Source organism: Aeromonas sp. ANP5, from assembly GCF_963870295.1.
Classification (GTDB): domain Bacteria; phylum Pseudomonadota; class Gammaproteobacteria; order Enterobacterales; family Aeromonadaceae; genus Aeromonas; species Aeromonas veronii.
In genome coordinates this window covers 47973-62995 of the sequence record NZ_CAWMRY010000008.1, presented here as the reverse complement: position 1 = coordinate 62995, position 15023 = coordinate 47973, and the positions used below count along the sequence as shown (strand labels likewise).

The following is a 15023-nucleotide window of genomic DNA, read 5'->3' as shown; positions in this document are numbered from 1 at the left end:
GGGTTTAACGTGTCTCAAGGACTGGTAACAGCATCCTATATCGTTGCCGCCGTGCTCTTCATCCTCAGTCTCGCGGGACTGTCGAAGCAAGAAACGGCCAAGCATGGCAACCTGTTCGGTATCGCGGGTATGGCTATCGCCCTGCTCGCTACCGTATTCAACCCGGAGACCAGTGGTGTTCACTGGATCATCCTGGCCATGGTGATCGGCGGTGCCATCGGCGTGCGTCTGGCACTCAAGGTCGAAATGACCGAGATGCCCGAGCTGGTGGCCGTGCTGCACAGCTTCGTGGGTATGGCGGCAGTACTGGTGGGCTTCAACAGCTTCATCGATCTGCACCCCTCTGCACCTGCTGAGGTCGTCGTCTCCGTCGGTTCCAATCTGGATGCCACCCTGGCAGCCGCCCGTGCGGCGTTCGAGCAGGCCAACAGCGTTGCCCAGGTCGAGCACCTGACCGGCGCCATGCTGAACATCCATCTGGTCGAGATCTTCCTGGGCGTCTTCATCGGTGCCGTAACCTTTACCGGTTCCGTGGTTGCCTTCGGCAAACTGCGCGGTCTGATCTCCTCCAAGCCACTGATGCTGCCGCACCGCCACAAGCTGAACCTGCTGGCCGTGGTCGCTTCTCTGGCGCTGATGGTCTACTTCGTCAACGCGGGCGGCTCTACCTTCGCCCTGCTGGTGATGACCCTGATCGCCTTCGCCTTCGGCTGGCATCTGGTTGCCTCCATCGGTGGCGCCGACATGCCGGTGGTGGTCTCCATGCTGAACTCCTACTCCGGTTGGGCGGCAGCGGCGGCGGGCTTCATGCTCTCCAATGACCTGTTGATCGTCACCGGTGCCCTGGTGGGTTCCTCCGGTGCCATCCTCTCTTACATCATGTGCAAGGCGATGAACCGCTCCTTCATCTCCGTGATCGCCGGTGGCTTCGGCTCCGATGGCGTGGCCTCCACGGCTGATCAGGAGATGGGCGAATACCGCGAAACCAGCGCCGAGGAAGTGGCTGACCTGCTGAAGAACTCCAGCTCCGTCATCATCACCCCGGGCTACGGTATGGCGGTGGCACAGGCTCAGTATCCGGTTGCCGAGATCACCCAGAAGCTGCGTGACCGCGGCGTCAAGGTGCGCTTCGGTATCCACCCGGTTGCCGGTCGTCTGCCTGGCCACATGAACGTGCTGCTGGCGGAAGCGAAAGTACCGTATGACATCGTGCTGGAAATGGACGAGATCAACGAGGACTTCGCCGATACCGATACCGTGCTGGTGATCGGTGCCAACGACACCGTCAACCCGGCCGCGATGGAAGATCCGGGCAGCCCGATCGCCGGCATGCCGGTGCTGGAAGTGTGGAAAGCGCAGAACGTCATCGGCTTCAAGCGCTCCATGAACACTGGCTACGCCGGTGTCCAGAACCCGCTGTTCTTCAAGGAAAATACCCAGATGCTGTTTGGCGATGCCAAGGCCAGCGTCGAGGCAATCCTGAAAGCACTGTAAGTGCCATTCAGACAGTGAATATCAAGGAGGCTTCGGCCTCCTTTTTTATTGCTCATCCCTTGTATATCCTCAATCCATACGGACCATGAGGGATCTCCATGATGTGGTATCAGGGTTGGCGAAGGATCGGGTTGTACGGCTGGCTGCTGGCCTCCCTGTTTGGTGCTGGTTCGGCCGTGGCGACGAACGAGCCGCCGACTCTGACGCTGCTGACCGAGCTGTGGCCCCCTTATGTGATGCGTGGTGACAATGGCGAGCTGGCCGGCGCCGATCTCGATCTGGCCTGTACCGTGTTGCGCCAGATGGGTTATCGCACCGAAATCAGGGTGCTGCCCTGGAAGCGGGTTCTGCAGCAAGCCCGTCTCAAGCAGGGGGATGCGGTAGTCGACGTCTTCTTTGAACCTTCCCGCCAGCATTGGCTCCACTACCCCGAAGAGCCGCTCTCTTATAGCGGTGAAGTGCTCTTCTATCCGACGGTTCGTCCGGTGGATTTCAGGCAGCTCTCCGACCTCAAGGGTCTGCGGATAGGTATTCAGGAAGATTATGCCTACAGCCCCGATTTTCTGACCGATCCCGGGGTGATCCGGATGCCGATGACGGGAGAGGGGAATGCCATCAAACAACTGCATCTGATGATGGCCGGTCGGCTGGACGGGGTGGTGCTCAACGAGCGGGTCGGTCGCTACTTGCTGCATACCCAGGGGCTGCAGGATCAGGTGAACCACGGCTCGCGCCTGCTGACCGACGACAACCGCAACTTCCTCGCGTTTACCCACAAGCCCGGCCACGACCAGCTGGCTATCCGCTTCTCCTCTGCCCTCAAGGCATTCAAACAGACCCCCGCCTACAAGCAGCTGCTGGCTCGCTATCACCTCTGAGTCGCCGCCCTGCTGTGCGCCGCTTCACAATTTGTCGCACTTTGTTAAAAGGTGGGCATAATGGCGAACAAAAAGGGGATGCCGCTCAACATTAGTTGATCTTGTTGATAGTAGAATCAACTGCGGTTTATTCAAAGTTACTCATATATGTCCACAGCAGCCACCACTGACCAGATCAATTCGTTAACGGATGAAGAACGTCATCTGATCGCCAGTTTCGAGCCCGCGGTCGAGGCGCTGGCCGCGCTGTTTGGTGCGGGGTGCGAGGTGGTGTTGCATGCGTTCGATACGCTGGATGCATCGGTCATCAAGATTGCCAACGGCCATGTCACCGGTCGTCGGGAGGGGGCGCCGGTCACCGACTTTGCCCTCAACCGCTTGCAGGGGGAGGAGGGCAGCCAGTGGAGCAGCTACTTCAGCCGTACCCGCGACGGGACGCTGATGAAGTCCTCCTCCATCACCATCAGCAACCGGCAGGGAAAGCCCATCGGCATGCTCTGCGTGAACTTCAGTCTGGATACCTCCCTTGGCAGCCTGCTCGATACCTTTGCGTTGCCAACGGCACCGGCGCCGCTCAACAACGAGACCTTTGCCAGCTCGGTGGACGATCTGGTGACTCAGGTGATTGAGAAGGTGGATCGGGACGATTCGCTCTCCTGCACGGTGCGCAACAAGGAGATAGTGACCCGGCTCTTCGACATGGGGATCTTCGAGATCAAGGAGGCGGCCCAGCTGGTTGCCCGGATGCTCGGCATCTCCCGTCATACTGTTTATCTGCATATCCGCAACCACAAGGCGGATCTGAACAAGCAATAACTGCCTGCGGGCACCCTGAACATGAGAAACACTGCGATGAAAGCACAATGGACCGACTTTATTACCCTGCTCAAGCGTGAAGTGGTGCCGGCCCTGGGCTGTACCGAGCCGATGTCGGTGGCGCTGGCGGCGGCCAACTGCCGCAAGCTGCTGGGGGAGACCCCGACCCGCATCAGCGTCTGGGTCAGTGGCAATCTGTTCAAGAACGGCATGGGGGTCGGGGTGCCGGGTACCGGCATGATCGGTCTGCCGGTGGCCGCTGCGGTCGGCATCACAGGGGGCAATCCCGATGCCGGGCTGGAGGTGCTCAAGACCCTCACACCAGAACAGGTGGAAGCGGCCAAGGTGTTGCTGCCGGTCATCAAGGTGGATGTTAAGGATGTACCGGACGTGCTCTACGCCGAGGTGCTGGCCGAAGTGGAGGGCCATAGCGCCCGAGTGGTGATCTGTACCGACCACACCCGCATCATCTTGATGGAGAAGGATGGCGAGGTGCTGATGGAGCAGAACAGCGCCCCCGGCGTGCAGATCCAGCCAGCCAAATCCGCCAAACCGGCCATGACCCTGCGGGAGATCGTCGATTTTGCATTGGAAGTGCCGCTGGCGGAGATCGACTTTATCCGCGAGGCCGCCACCATGAATCAGGCGCTGGCAGATGAAGGGTTGCAGGGTTACGGCCTGAAGATCGGCAAGATCCTCACCGAGCAGGTGGAGCGCAAGCTGCTCTCCGATGACCTGATGACCCTGGCGATGCGCCTCTCCTCCGCTGCCTCCGATGCGCGGATGGATGGCGCCATGCTGCCCGCCATGTCCAACTCCGGTTCCGGCAATCAGGGCATTGCCGCCACCATGCCTGTGGTCGCGGCTGCCCGCTTCCTCAAGGCGAGCGACGAGCAGCTGACCCGGGCACTGGTGATGAGCCATCTGGTGGCCATCTACATCAAGACCTATCAGAACAAGTTGTCGGCCCTCTGCGCCGCCAGTACCGCCGCCATGGGCTCCGGCGCCGCCATCACCTGGCTGCTGGGCGGCCAGTATCAGCAGATCAGCCACTGTATCAACAACATGATTGGCGATGTCTCCGGCATCATCTGCGACGGCGCGGGCAGCGCCTGCTCCATGAAGGTCTCCACTTCCACCTCGGCGGCGGTTAAGTCTTCGCTGATGGCCATCAACAACCTGCATGTCCCCCAGAGCGAGGGGATCGTCTCCGACGATGTGGACCAGACCATCGCCAATCTGGGCCGCCTCTCCAAAGAGGGGATGCTGGATACCGACATCGAAATCATCAACATCATGCGAGCGAAACAGCAGAAGCAGTGAATCTGTGACAAGGGGGCGATAGACCCCCTTGTTCTTGTCACGACGGCGCAGACCGTCTGACACGGTTGCCAGGGCAAGCATGGCGCTTGCTCTTGTTTCTCGGGCGCAAGCCCGCTTTTTGGGGAGTCATACCATGACATTTAGCGTTATCGGCAATCTGGCCATCGCCGCCATCTTGCTGTTCTTTCTCTACCGGTTACAGGAAAAACATGTGAGCTTCACCCGCCGGGTATTTGCCGGTTTGGGGCTCGGTATTCTGTTCGGCGCCGCGTTGCAACTGCTTTACGGTGCAGGTTCGCCCGTCATTGTTCAGACCATCGACTATCTGGATATCGTGGGTAGTGGCTATGTGAAGCTGCTGCAGATGATCATCATCCCACTCATCATGGTCTCCATCATCAGCGCTATCTTGAAGCTCAATGGTGGCACTGCGCTGGGCAAGATCAGCGCCATGACCATAGGCGTGTTGATCTTCACCACCGCCATCGCCGCCGGGGCGGGCATCCTGATGTCCAACCTGTTTGGCCTTACCGCCGAAGGGCTCACCTCCGGGGCTGCCGAAAGCGCCCGTGGCGCCGCGCTGCAGACCACCCTCGGCAGCGTCGAGAGCATGTCGTTTGCCAAGATGATGCTGGAGTTCATTCCCGCCAACCCCTTCCTCGACATGACCGGGGCGCGCAAGACCTCCACCATCGCCGTGGTGATCTTCTCCATCTTCATCGGCCTTTCTGCCACCGGCATCGCCCGCAAGAAGCCGGAGATCTTCGCCAGCTTCAGTCACTTCGTGGCTGTGGCTCATGCCATCGTGATGCGGATGGTGACTCTGGTGCTGCGCCTGACCCCGTTTGGCGTGCTGGCGCTGATGACCAAGGTGGTCTCCGGTTCCAACTATGCTGACATCCTCAACCTGCTCAGCTTTGTGATGGCCTCCTACGGTGCCATCGCCATCATGTTTGTCGTGCACCTGCTGCTGGTGAGCATGGTCGGTATCAACCCGCTGCGCTTCCTCAAGAAGATCACGCCGGTGCTGGCGTTTGCCTTCACCTCGCGCACCAGTGCGGGCTCCATTCCGATGAACGTGCAGACCCAGACCAAGTCGCTGGGTATTCCTGAGGGGATCGCCAACTTCGCCGCTTCCTTCGGTTCCACCATCGGCCAGAACGGCTGTGCCGGTATCTATCCGGCCATGCTGGCCGTGATGATTGCCCCGACCGTCGGGGTCAACCCGATGGATCCCGGTTTCATCATGACCCTGATCGCCATCATCACCGTCAGCTCCTTCGGGGTGGCCGGCATTGGCGGCGGCGCCACCTTTGCCGCGCTGATCGTGCTCTCCGCGCTGGACTTCCCGGTGGCGCTGGCCGGTCTGCTCATCTCCATCGAGCCGCTGATCGACATGGGCCGTACCGCGCTCAACGTTTCCGGCTCCATCACCGCAGGGACGGTCACCAGCCGCCTGATGGGCGAGACCGACATGCATGTGTTCAACAGCGATCATGAAGTGAGTCTGGACGGCGAAGAGTCCACCGTCTGATTTGCTGTCGGTTGATCTGCCTGTGGAAAGGGGTGACCCTTTCCCGTCATAGACCGCAGGGAGGGCATGCCCTCCCTGCGCCATTGAGAGGAAAAACTATGAGAATTCTGATCATAGGTGGCGAAGCCGCCGGTATGAGTGCGGCGGCCAAGGCGCGCCGTCTGGCCAAAGATGCCGACATCGTGGTGTATGAGGCCTCCGAAGTGATCTCCTTCGGTGCTTGCGGCCTGCCTTACTTCGTCGGCGACGAGTTTCAGGAGCCCGGCTACATGGCCGAGTTCACCCCCGAGCAGTTCGCCGCCAAGGGGATCGAGGTCAAGATTGGCCATCGGGTATTGAGCGTTGACGCAACTGCCCAGACCCTGCAGGTGGAGCACAACGGCGACACCTTCACCGACCGCTACGATCGCCTGATGATCGCCACCGGTGCCCGCGAAGTGATGCCCCCCATCCCCGGTTTGCAGCAGCAAGGGGTATTCGGTCTGCGCCGGATGGCCGACGGACTGGCGCTGAAGGCGGCGGTGCAAGACAAGAACAATCGCCGCGCAGTGGTGATCGGCTCCGGCTTTATCGGGCTGGAAGTGGTCGAGGCGCTGGTCCATCAGGGCAAAGAGGTGCGTCTCATCGAGCTGGCGGATCGAGTCATCCCCGATGCGTTTGATGGCGAGATCACCCAGCACATCGAAACCGAACTGCGCGAGCAGGGGGTCTCTCTCCATCTGGGTGAGCGAGTTGAAGCACTGCTGGGGGATGGTCGGGTGACCGGCGTGCGCACCAGCCAGGGCGAGTACGAGGCCGATATCGTGGTGGTCTGCACCGGGGTCAAGCCCAATACCGAGTTTCTGGCCGATACCGGCATCGAGCGGCTCGGTAACGGCGCCATCAAGGTGGATCGCCAGGGGCGCAGCTCGCTGGCCAACGTCTGGTCGGCCGGCGACTGTGCCAGCGTCTGGCACAGCGTGAAGCAGCAGCAGGTCTATGTACCGCTCGCCACCATCGCCAACAAGCTGGGGCGCATGGTAGGCGAGAACCTGGCGGGTGCCGAGCAGGAGTTCCCGGGCACCCTCGGCTCTGCCGCGCTCAAGGTGCTGGGGCTGGAGGCGGGCCGAGCCGGTCTTTCCGAGCAGGAAGCCAAGGCGATGGGCATCGACTATCGCACCGTGGTGATCAAGGACAAGTGCCACACCAACTACTGCCCGGGTCAGTCCGACATTCACGTCAAGCTGGTCTACGAGGCGGGCAGCAAGCGGCTGCTGGGTGGCCAGATCCTCGGTCGCAAGGGGGCGGTCCACCGCATCGACGCGCTGGCGGTGGCCATCACCATGGGGGTGACCACCGAGCAGCTCGGCATGCTGGACTTTGCCTACGCGCCGCCCTTCTCCCGCACCTGGGATGCCCTGAACGTGGCGGGTAACGTCGCGAAGTAAGCGTTGCGATGACGGACGGCGTTGGGATGGCGCCGTCACGCTGCCCCAGCTCTGCAGAGCCCCTGCGGGTAATAGCTGAGGGTAAATTGCAGCGATAAAAAAACCGATGCCAAGGCATCGGTTTTTTGTTACCGGTTTATCCGTATCACTCAGCCACGGCCGAGGCGGTTTTCCGGGTAGTTCTTGGCCAGCACTTCGCGGGCATGCTTGGCCAACTGCGGCATCTTCAGAGCGTCGTAAGACTCGACCATGATCTCCAGCGCCTTCTCGGTTTCGGCTGTGTCGGGGTAGGTTTCGACAATCAGCTTGGCCCGGTTGGCGGCCGCGACCAGTGCATCACGCTTCACGTAATACTCGGCCACGCTCAGGTCATATCGGGCCAGACGATTCTTCAGGCCAATCATGCGGGCGCGGGCATCGGCGGCATAGACGCTGTTGGGGTAGTTTTGCAGCAGAGTCTTGAAGTCCTGGAATGCTTGACGGGCATAAGCCGGGTCTTTGTCGTCACGACCGATACCGAACAGGCTCTGGAAGAAGTTGTAATCCGCCGCCATGTTGGTCAGGCCGCGCATATAGAAGACGTAATCGATATTTTTATGCGCCGGATTGAGGCGGATAAAACGGTCGATATTGGCGATCGCCTGAGCGGTATCATCCTGCTTGTAGTAGGCATAGATGAGGTCAAGCTGCACCTGGTTGGAGTAGGCGCCGAACGGGTAGCGAGAGTCCAAAGCCTCCAGCAATTCAGTGGCTTGCACGTAATTGCCAACATCCAGTTTGAGGCGTGCTTTCTGGTACAGGGTCTCCGGCGGTTCGTCGGGTACCTTGGGTTTGGTGCTGGAACAGCCTGTGATCAAGGTAGCGACCAAGGCGAGCGACATCAGCAGGTGAGACTTCTTTCCCATCAACAACATCCGGTCCATTTCCACGAAATTGGCAAAGTATCCGTTATGCTTGGCTAAAAGAAAAGCTAGAATACTCGGATTATTTCGAATTGATACCCCCCGCTCAAGAGACCATACATGAGCCAGCATATTGAACTGACAGGCGAATTCCAGGATCACCAATTCGGGCAGCGACTCGACCAGGCCCTGGCCGAATTGTTTCCAGACTACTCCCGCACCCGCATCAAGGAGTGGATTTTACAGGACAGAGTGACCCTGGACGGTCAGGTTGCCAACACCCCGCGCGAGAAGATTCTGGCCGGGCAGCAGGTGCATGTGAATGTCGAGCTGGAAGATGATACTCGCTGGGATGCCCAGGATATCGAGCTCAACATCGTTTATGAAGATGAACACATTCTGGTGATCGACAAACCGGCCGGTCTGGTGGTTCACCCGGGCGCAGGTACGCCGGATGGCACCATCCTCAACGCCCTGCTGCACCGCTACCCCGGCATTGCCGAGGTGCCCCGCGCCGGTATCGTGCACCGTCTGGATAAAGACACCACAGGTTTGATGGTGGTTGCCAAAACCGTACCCGCCCAGACCCATCTGGTGGAAGCGTTGCAGGCGCGCCAGATCACCCGTGAGTACGAAGCGATCGCCATCGGTCACATGACCGCAGGTGGCACCGTCGATGCGCCCATCGGCCGTCACCCGTCCCAGCGTACCCATATGGCCGTGGTGCCCAATGGTCGTCCTTCTGTGACCCACTACCGGGTGCACGAGAAGTTCCGTGGCCACACCCGTCTGCGTCTGCGTCTGGAGACCGGCCGTACCCACCAGATCCGTGTCCACATGGCGCACATCAAACACCCGCTGGTGGGCGATCCCGCTTACGGTGGCCGTCTGCGCCCGCTGCGCAACGCGACCCCCGAGCTGACCCAGGCACTGCGTAACTTCAACCGTCAGGCGCTGCATGCCACCATGCTGCAACTGGCTCACCCCATCACGGGGGAAGTGATGCAGTGGCACTCAGCTACACCACAAGACATGGTGGAGCTGATGGAAGTGCTGCGCGCGGATACCCTCGCCAATCCGGATGATCTGGTCTGGAACTGATGTGATAGGGCCTGCTGCGTCGGTTTCTGGCGTCATCCGGCCCGAATAGATGCCAATCGGGGTTCCCTTGCAGGAGCCCCGTTTTTATATCGGTGAATTGAAGGAGTCACAGATGAAATGGATCGAACCCGACTGGCCAGCCCCGGCGAGTGTCAGGGCGTTGTCGACCACCCGGGATAGCGGCGTCAGTGAAGGGGTCTTTGCCGGTCTCAATCTGGGGGCCCACGTGGGTGACGAACCGGCGCGAGTCGAGTCTAACCGCGCCCGCTTGCAGCAGGCGGCCGCCATCCCGGGGTCCCTCAACTGGCTTAATCAGGTGCATGGCACCGTGGTTCATCCGGTCAGCAGCCATTATCAGCAGGCGCCGGATGCTGATGCCGCCTGCGCCCATGAGGCGGAGCTGGCCTGCATCGTGATGACTGCTGACTGTCTGCCGGTGCTGTTTTGCGATCGGGCAGGCACAGTGGTGGCCGCCGCCCACGCTGGCTGGCGTGGACTGAAAGAGGGCGTGCTGGAGGCGAGCATCGCCGCCATGGGCTGCGAGCCGGGCGAGATCCTGGCCTGGCTGGGCCCAGCCATTGGCCCCACTGCATTTGAAGTGGGGGGAGAGGTGCGCGAGGCCTTTATGGCTGAGCAGGCTGAAGCGGTCGCGGCTTTCGTGCCTTCCGCCAACGACGGCAAATGGTTGGCGGATATCTACCAGCTGGCGCGGTTGCGCCTCGCCCGTGCCGGCGTTACCGCCGTCTATGGCGGCGAATACTGTACCTTCAGCGACAGCGAGCAGTTCTACTCTTATCGTCGCAACGGCCAGACCGGCCGGATGGCCTCCATCATCTGGTTGGCGTCCTGATGAAGCTCCCCGCCCTGCATCTGGCAAGGGCGGGGATCCTGCTCTCGCCCCCTCTTGCAGAAAAAATAACCAGTCCATGCCCTTGAAATAGCCCGTACGGGCCTCATCTTTCATCTCAGAAAGTTATGTTGTTTGCCGCGCAAGCGGCGTCTGCCTGTTTGAAGGGGGAGTGCAATGCGCCTCGATCGCCTTACCAGCAAATTCCAGATTGCTATTTCCGATGCCCAGTCTCTTGCGCTGGGTCGTGACCACCAATTCATCGAACCCGTTCACCTGATGACCGCGTTGGTCAATCAGGATGGCGGCTCCATCCGTCCGTTGCTCACCCTGACCGGGATGGATATCAACGCTCTGCGCTCCCGTCTCGGTGAGGAGCTGGATCGTCTGCCGCGCGTCAGCGGCGTGGAAGGGGACGTGCAGCTCTCCAACGGCCTCGGCCGCCTGCTCAACGTCTGCGACAAACTGGCCCAGCAGCGCAAGGATCAGTTCATCTCCTCCGAACTGTTCGTGCTGGCTGCCCTCGACGACAAGGGGACGCTGGGTGAGCTGCTGCGCGCCCAGGGGCTGACCAAGGAGAAACTCGAAGCGGCCATCGACAAGGTGCGTGGCGGCAAGAAGGTGGAGGATGCCAACGCCGAGGAGAACCGCCAGGCGCTGGAGAAGTACACCATCGATCTGACCGAGCGGGCCGAAATCGGCAAGCTCGACCCGGTGATTGGCCGCGATGACGAGATCCGCCGTACCATTCAGGTGCTGCAACGCCGCACCAAGAACAACCCGGTGCTGATCGGTGCCCCCGGTGTCGGTAAAACCGCCATCGTCGAGGGGTTGGCTCAGCGCATCATCAATGGCGAAGTGCCGGAAGGGCTGAAGAACAAGCGGGTGCTGTCGCTGGACATGGGGGCGCTGGTGGCCGGTGCCAAGTATCGCGGTGAGTTTGAAGAGCGGCTCAAAGCCGTGCTGAACGATCTCGCCAAGGAGGAGGGCAACGTCATCCTCTTTATCGACGAGCTGCACACCATGGTCGGCGCCGGCAAGGGCGAAGGGGCCATGGATGCGGGCAACATGCTCAAGCCTGCGCTGGCGCGGGGCGAGCTGCATTGCGTCGGTGCCACCACCCTGGACGAGTATCGCCAGTTCATCGAGAAGGATGCTGCGCTGGAGCGCCGCTTCCAGAAGGTGCTGGTGGAAGAGCCGACAGTCGAAGATACCATCGCCATCCTGCGCGGCCTGAAAGAGCGTTACGAGCTGCACCACCATGTGCAGATCACCGACCCCGCCATCGTTGCAGCGGCCCAGCTGTCCCACCGCTACATTGCGGATCGCCAGCTGCCGGACAAGGCCATCGATCTCATCGACGAGGCGGCGGCCAGCATCCGGCTGCAGATCGACTCCAAGCCCGAGGCGCTCGATCGTCTCGAGCGGCGCATCATCCAGCTCAAGCTGGAGCAGCAGGCGCTGATGAAGGAGGACGATGACGCCAGCCGCAAGCGTCTGGAGCTGATCAATCAGGAGATTGGCGAAAAAGATCGGGAATACAACGAGCTGGACGAGGTGTGGAAGGCCGAGAAGGCTGCCCTCGCCGGCACCCAGCATATCAAGGCCGCGCTGGAGCAGGCCCGTCAGGATCTCGACGTGGCACGCCGCGCAGGCGACCTGGGCCGGATGTCCGAGCTGCAGTACGGCCGCATTCCCGAGCTGGAGAAACAGCTGGATCTCGCCACCCAAGCCGAGATGCAGGAGACCAGTCTGCTGCGCAACCGGGTCACCGACGTGGAGATTGCAGACGTCTTGGCACGCTGGACCGGGATTCCGGTCGCCCGCATGCTGGAAGGTGAACGCGACAAGCTGCTGCGGATGGAAGATCAGCTGCACAGCCGGGTGATTGGTCAGGAGGAGGCGGTCGATGCGGTCTCCAACGCCATTCGTCGCTCCCGTGCCGGACTCTCCGACCCGAATCGCCCCATCGGCTCCTTCCTGTTCCTGGGGCCCACCGGGGTGGGCAAGACCGAGCTGTGCAAGGCGCTGGCCGAGTTCCTGTTCGATACCCAGGATGCCATGGTGCGGATCGACATGTCCGAGTTCATGGAGAAACACAGCGTGGCCCGTTTGGTGGGGGCGCCTCCCGGATACGTGGGTTATGAAGAGGGTGGTTATCTGACCGAGGCGGTGCGCCGTCGTCCCTACTCGGTGATCCTGCTGGACGAGGTGGAGAAGGCGCATCCGGATGTGTTCAACATCCTGTTGCAGGTGCTTGATGATGGCCGCCTGACCGATGGTCAGGGCCGCACAGTCGATTTCCGCAACTCGGTGGTGATTATGACCTCCAACCTCGGGTCGGATCTGATTCAGGAGCACCACTCCGAGAAGGATTACGACGAGATGAAGGCCATGTTGATGGATGTGCTGACCCGCAGCTTCCGGCCGGAATTTATCAACCGGATCGACGAGACCGTGGTGTTCCATCCGCTCGGCGAGGAGCACATCAAGTCCATCGCCCGCATCCAGCTCAAGAGCCTGATGGGCCGACTGGAGGCTCAGGGCTACGAGGTGGAGGTGAGCGAAGCGCTGCTCGAGAAGCTGGTGCATGCCGGGTTCGACCCTGTCTACGGGGCGCGGCCTCTCAAACGGGCGATCCAGCAGAAGGTGGAGAACCCGCTGGCGCAGGCCCTGCTCTCCGGTCGCATCGTGCCGGGCAAAAAACTGCTGCTGGGAGCCGACAGCAACGGCCTCACCATGACCCAGTAACCGATCTCGTGTCGATGTTTGCAACGCCAGCCTTCGGGCTGGCGTTGTCATATTTGGTGGCGGGGATTCGGGCGCAAAAAAAAACGGCAATCCGAAGATTGCCGGGAGGAATGTAGTGACGCGACCTGACGTGGGTTGAGCGGGTCGCAGGGGTAAGCCCCCGATTGCGAAGCGCGGCCACTGCTGACCTCGCCTCTTACAGCCTGCCGGGGATGCGCTCGCTCAACCCCGACGGCCATCTGCCTGTTGCAATGCTGGCTGAGATGGCGCCGGCATGGCCTTCATTCGTTACAGCATGCCTTGCACGGCAGCTTTCATCTCGGCTGGCCAGACACCAACCTGTACCTGACCAATATGCTCTTTTTGCAGCAGCAGCATGGCCAGACGGGATTGGCCGATGCCACCGCCGATGGTTTGCGGCATCCGTGCGGCCAGCAGATCCTGGTGCCAGTCGTACTGCAGGCGATCCTCGTCGCCTGTGATAGCCAGCTGGCGGCGCAGCGCCTCGGCGTCGACCCGGATCCCCATGGAGGAGATCTCGAAGCTGTCTTGCAGCACCGGGTTCCACACCAGAATGTCACCGTTCAGGCCTGTCAGTCCCAGCTCGCTGTGGCTGCTCCAGTCGTCGTAGTCCGGGGCACGCACATCGTGGCGCTCGCCGTGGGAGAGGGCACCGCCGATGCCGATCAGGAACACGGCCCCCAGCTCTTTGGCGATGGCACGCTCGCGCCCCTTGGCATCGAGGTCCGGGTAACGGGCCAGCAGCTCTTCGCTGTGCAGGAACTGGATCTCGGCTGGCAGGAAGGGGGTCAGCTCATGTTCGGTGCAGACTGCGCGCTCGGTGGCCTTGATGGCGGCCCAGATGCCGCGCACGGTTTCCTGCAGATAGGCCAGATCGCGGCGCTCGCTCGGCATCACCTTCTCCCAGTCCCACTGATCCACGTAGACCGAGTGGATGGGGGTGAGCTTGTCTTCATCCGGACGCAGCGCCTTCATGTGGGTGTAGATCCCTTCGCCCGGGCCGAAGCCGAAGCGACCCAGGGTCTGGCGCTTCCACTTGGCCAGTGAATGGACCACTTCGTAGCTGTGCTCCGGCAGGGTTTTTACTTTGACCTGCACTGCATTCTCATGGCCAGAGAGGTTGTCCTGAGTGCCATCACCGACCCGGCTCAGAATGGGGGCTTGCACCTCCATCAGACCCAGTTGTTGGGCGAGTTGGCGGGAGAACATCTCTTTGACGAAGCTAATCTGCTGTTGGCTGCGAATGTAGTGCTGTTTCATGCTGAATTCCTGTTTCAAACCCCGTTGGATGTGGTGATTCTTCAACGGAATGCTAACTAAATTCAATATTCGATAATAGAAATAGGCTTTGTGTATTTTTTTTTTCAAAATAAGCCGTTCTTTAATGAGGTATCGTCAACGGGAGTACAAAAAAATGCCGGAAAATTACCGGATCGATAATCTCGATCAGGCCATCCTCACCGCTCTGATGGAGAATGCGCGGATCCCTTACGCCGAACTTGCGAAACAACTGGCGGTCAGCCCGGGCACCATCCATGTGCGGGTGGAGAAGATGAAACAGGCGGGGATCATCGAGGGGACACGGGTGCAGGTTAACCCCAAGAAGCTGGGTTACGACGTCTGCTGCTTTATCGGGATTAATCTGAAGAGTGCCAAGGATTACCCCTCGGCACTGGCCAAGCTGCAGGCGCTGGACGAGGTGGTGGAAGCCTACTACACCACCGGCCATTACAGCATCTTCATGAAGGTGATGACCCGCTCCATCGACGAGCTGCAGATAGTGCTGATCAACAAGATCCAGACCATCGACGAGATCCAGTCCACTGAAACCCTGATTTCGCTGCAGAATCCGATCCTGCGGGACGTGAAGCCTTGAGGTGGGTTGTATAAGGGGTAGGGTGTAGAGATCCATCTCCCGTGCGAAACCCT

General features: G+C 60.6%; 12 protein-coding genes. 10 read left to right on the top strand and 2 right to left on the bottom strand.

Going from position 1 to position 15023, the window contains the following annotated elements:
• The first annotated feature begins 9 nt into the window (after positions 1-9).
• From pntB to AACT07_RS06665, 6 genes are all read left to right on the top strand, one after another.
• Positions 10-1494, top strand: coding sequence for a Re/Si-specific NAD(P)(+) transhydrogenase subunit beta (gene pntB, locus AACT07_RS06690; RefSeq protein WP_069526987.1), 1485 nt, complete (start codon positions 10-12; stop codon positions 1492-1494).
• A 98-nt stretch (positions 1495-1592) separates the two neighbouring features.
• Complete coding sequence (locus tag AACT07_RS06685) at positions 1593-2372, top strand: substrate-binding periplasmic protein (RefSeq protein WP_069526986.1); 780 nt, start codon at positions 1593-1595, stop codon at positions 2370-2372.
• Positions 2373-2519: 147 nt separating this feature from the next.
• Positions 2520-3188: a helix-turn-helix transcriptional regulator gene (locus AACT07_RS06680; protein WP_069526985.1), complete on the top strand. Its 669-nt coding sequence runs from the start codon at positions 2520-2522 to the stop codon at positions 3186-3188.
• A gap of 21 nt (positions 3189-3209) precedes the next feature.
• On the top strand, positions 3210-4511 hold the full coding sequence (locus AACT07_RS06675; RefSeq protein ID WP_069526984.1) for an L-cysteine desulfidase family protein: 1302 nt from the start codon (positions 3210-3212) through the stop codon (positions 4509-4511).
• Between the two features lie 133 nt (positions 4512-4644).
• On the top strand, positions 4645-6045 hold the full coding sequence (locus AACT07_RS06670) for an L-cystine transporter (protein WP_005341918.1): 1401 nt from the start codon (positions 4645-4647) through the stop codon (positions 6043-6045).
• Positions 6046-6143: 98 nt separating this feature from the next.
• Positions 6144-7472: a CoA-disulfide reductase gene (locus AACT07_RS06665; protein ID WP_069526983.1), complete on the top strand. Its 1329-nt coding sequence runs from the start codon at positions 6144-6146 to the stop codon at positions 7470-7472.
• Between the two features lie 149 nt (positions 7473-7621).
• Here AACT07_RS06665 and AACT07_RS06660 read toward each other — a convergent pair whose 3' ends face one another.
• A complete protein-coding gene (locus AACT07_RS06660) occupies positions 7622-8377 on the bottom strand; it encodes an outer membrane protein assembly factor BamD (RefSeq protein ID WP_005339769.1) in 756 nt (251 codons plus the stop codon).
• 117 nt (positions 8378-8494) lie between these two features.
• Here AACT07_RS06660 and rluD point away from each other — a divergent pair, with 117 nt between their 5' ends.
• From rluD to clpB, 3 genes are all read left to right on the top strand, one after another.
• On the top strand, positions 8495-9475 hold the full coding sequence (gene rluD, locus AACT07_RS06655) for a 23S rRNA pseudouridine(1911/1915/1917) synthase RluD (RefSeq protein ID WP_069526982.1): 981 nt from the start codon (positions 8495-8497) through the stop codon (positions 9473-9475).
• Positions 9476-9587: 112 nt separating this feature from the next.
• The gene (gene pgeF / locus AACT07_RS06650) at positions 9588-10325 is read left to right on the top strand and encodes a peptidoglycan editing factor PgeF (RefSeq protein WP_069526981.1); all 738 of its coding nucleotides are present in this window, start codon (positions 9588-9590) and stop codon (positions 10323-10325) included.
• Positions 10326-10499: 174 nt separating this feature from the next.
• Positions 10500-13073, top strand: a complete 2574-nt coding sequence (gene clpB / locus AACT07_RS06645; RefSeq protein ID WP_069526980.1) for an ATP-dependent chaperone ClpB — start codon at positions 10500-10502, stop codon at positions 13071-13073.
• Positions 13074-13361: 288 nt separating this feature from the next.
• On the opposite strand, the gene asnA is transcribed toward clpB, so the two are convergent.
• A complete protein-coding gene (gene asnA / locus AACT07_RS06640) occupies positions 13362-14354 on the bottom strand; it encodes an aspartate--ammonia ligase (RefSeq protein ID WP_069526979.1) in 993 nt (330 codons plus the stop codon).
• Positions 14355-14508: 154 nt separating this feature from the next.
• Here asnA and asnC point away from each other — a divergent pair, with 154 nt between their 5' ends.
• Positions 14509-14970: a transcriptional regulator AsnC gene (asnC, locus tag AACT07_RS06635; RefSeq protein WP_005339783.1), complete on the top strand. Its 462-nt coding sequence runs from the start codon at positions 14509-14511 to the stop codon at positions 14968-14970.
• Positions 14971-15023: the final 53 nt, after the last annotated feature.

Excerpts from the sequence above, each read along its gene's own strand:
- pgeF (WP_069526981.1), top strand. The coding sequence starts at position 9,588 with ATGAAATGGATCGAACCCGACTGGCCAGCCCCGGCGAGTGTCAGGGCG.
- AACT07_RS06670 (WP_005341918.1), top strand. The coding sequence starts at position 4,645 with ATGACATTTAGCGTTATCGGCAATCTGGCCATCGCCGCCATCTTGCTG.
- clpB (WP_069526980.1), top strand. The coding sequence starts at position 10,500 with ATGCGCCTCGATCGCCTTACCAGCAAATTCCAGATTGCTATTTCCGAT.
- asnC (WP_005339783.1), top strand. The coding sequence starts at position 14,509 with ATGCCGGAAAATTACCGGATCGATAATCTCGATCAGGCCATCCTCACC.
- rluD (WP_069526982.1), top strand. The coding sequence starts at position 8,495 with ATGAGCCAGCATATTGAACTGACAGGCGAATTCCAGGATCACCAATTC.
- asnA (WP_069526979.1), bottom strand. The coding sequence starts at position 14,354 with ATGAAACAGCACTACATTCGCAGCCAACAGCAGATTAGCTTCGTCAAA.
- AACT07_RS06680 (WP_069526985.1), top strand. The coding sequence starts at position 2,520 with ATGTCCACAGCAGCCACCACTGACCAGATCAATTCGTTAACGGATGAA.
- AACT07_RS06685 (WP_069526986.1), top strand. The coding sequence starts at position 1,593 with ATGATGTGGTATCAGGGTTGGCGAAGGATCGGGTTGTACGGCTGGCTG.
- AACT07_RS06660 (WP_005339769.1), bottom strand. The coding sequence starts at position 8,377 with ATGGGAAAGAAGTCTCACCTGCTGATGTCGCTCGCCTTGGTCGCTACC.
- AACT07_RS06675 (WP_069526984.1), top strand. The coding sequence starts at position 3,210 with ATGAGAAACACTGCGATGAAAGCACAATGGACCGACTTTATTACCCTG.
- AACT07_RS06665 (WP_069526983.1), top strand. The coding sequence starts at position 6,144 with ATGAGAATTCTGATCATAGGTGGCGAAGCCGCCGGTATGAGTGCGGCG.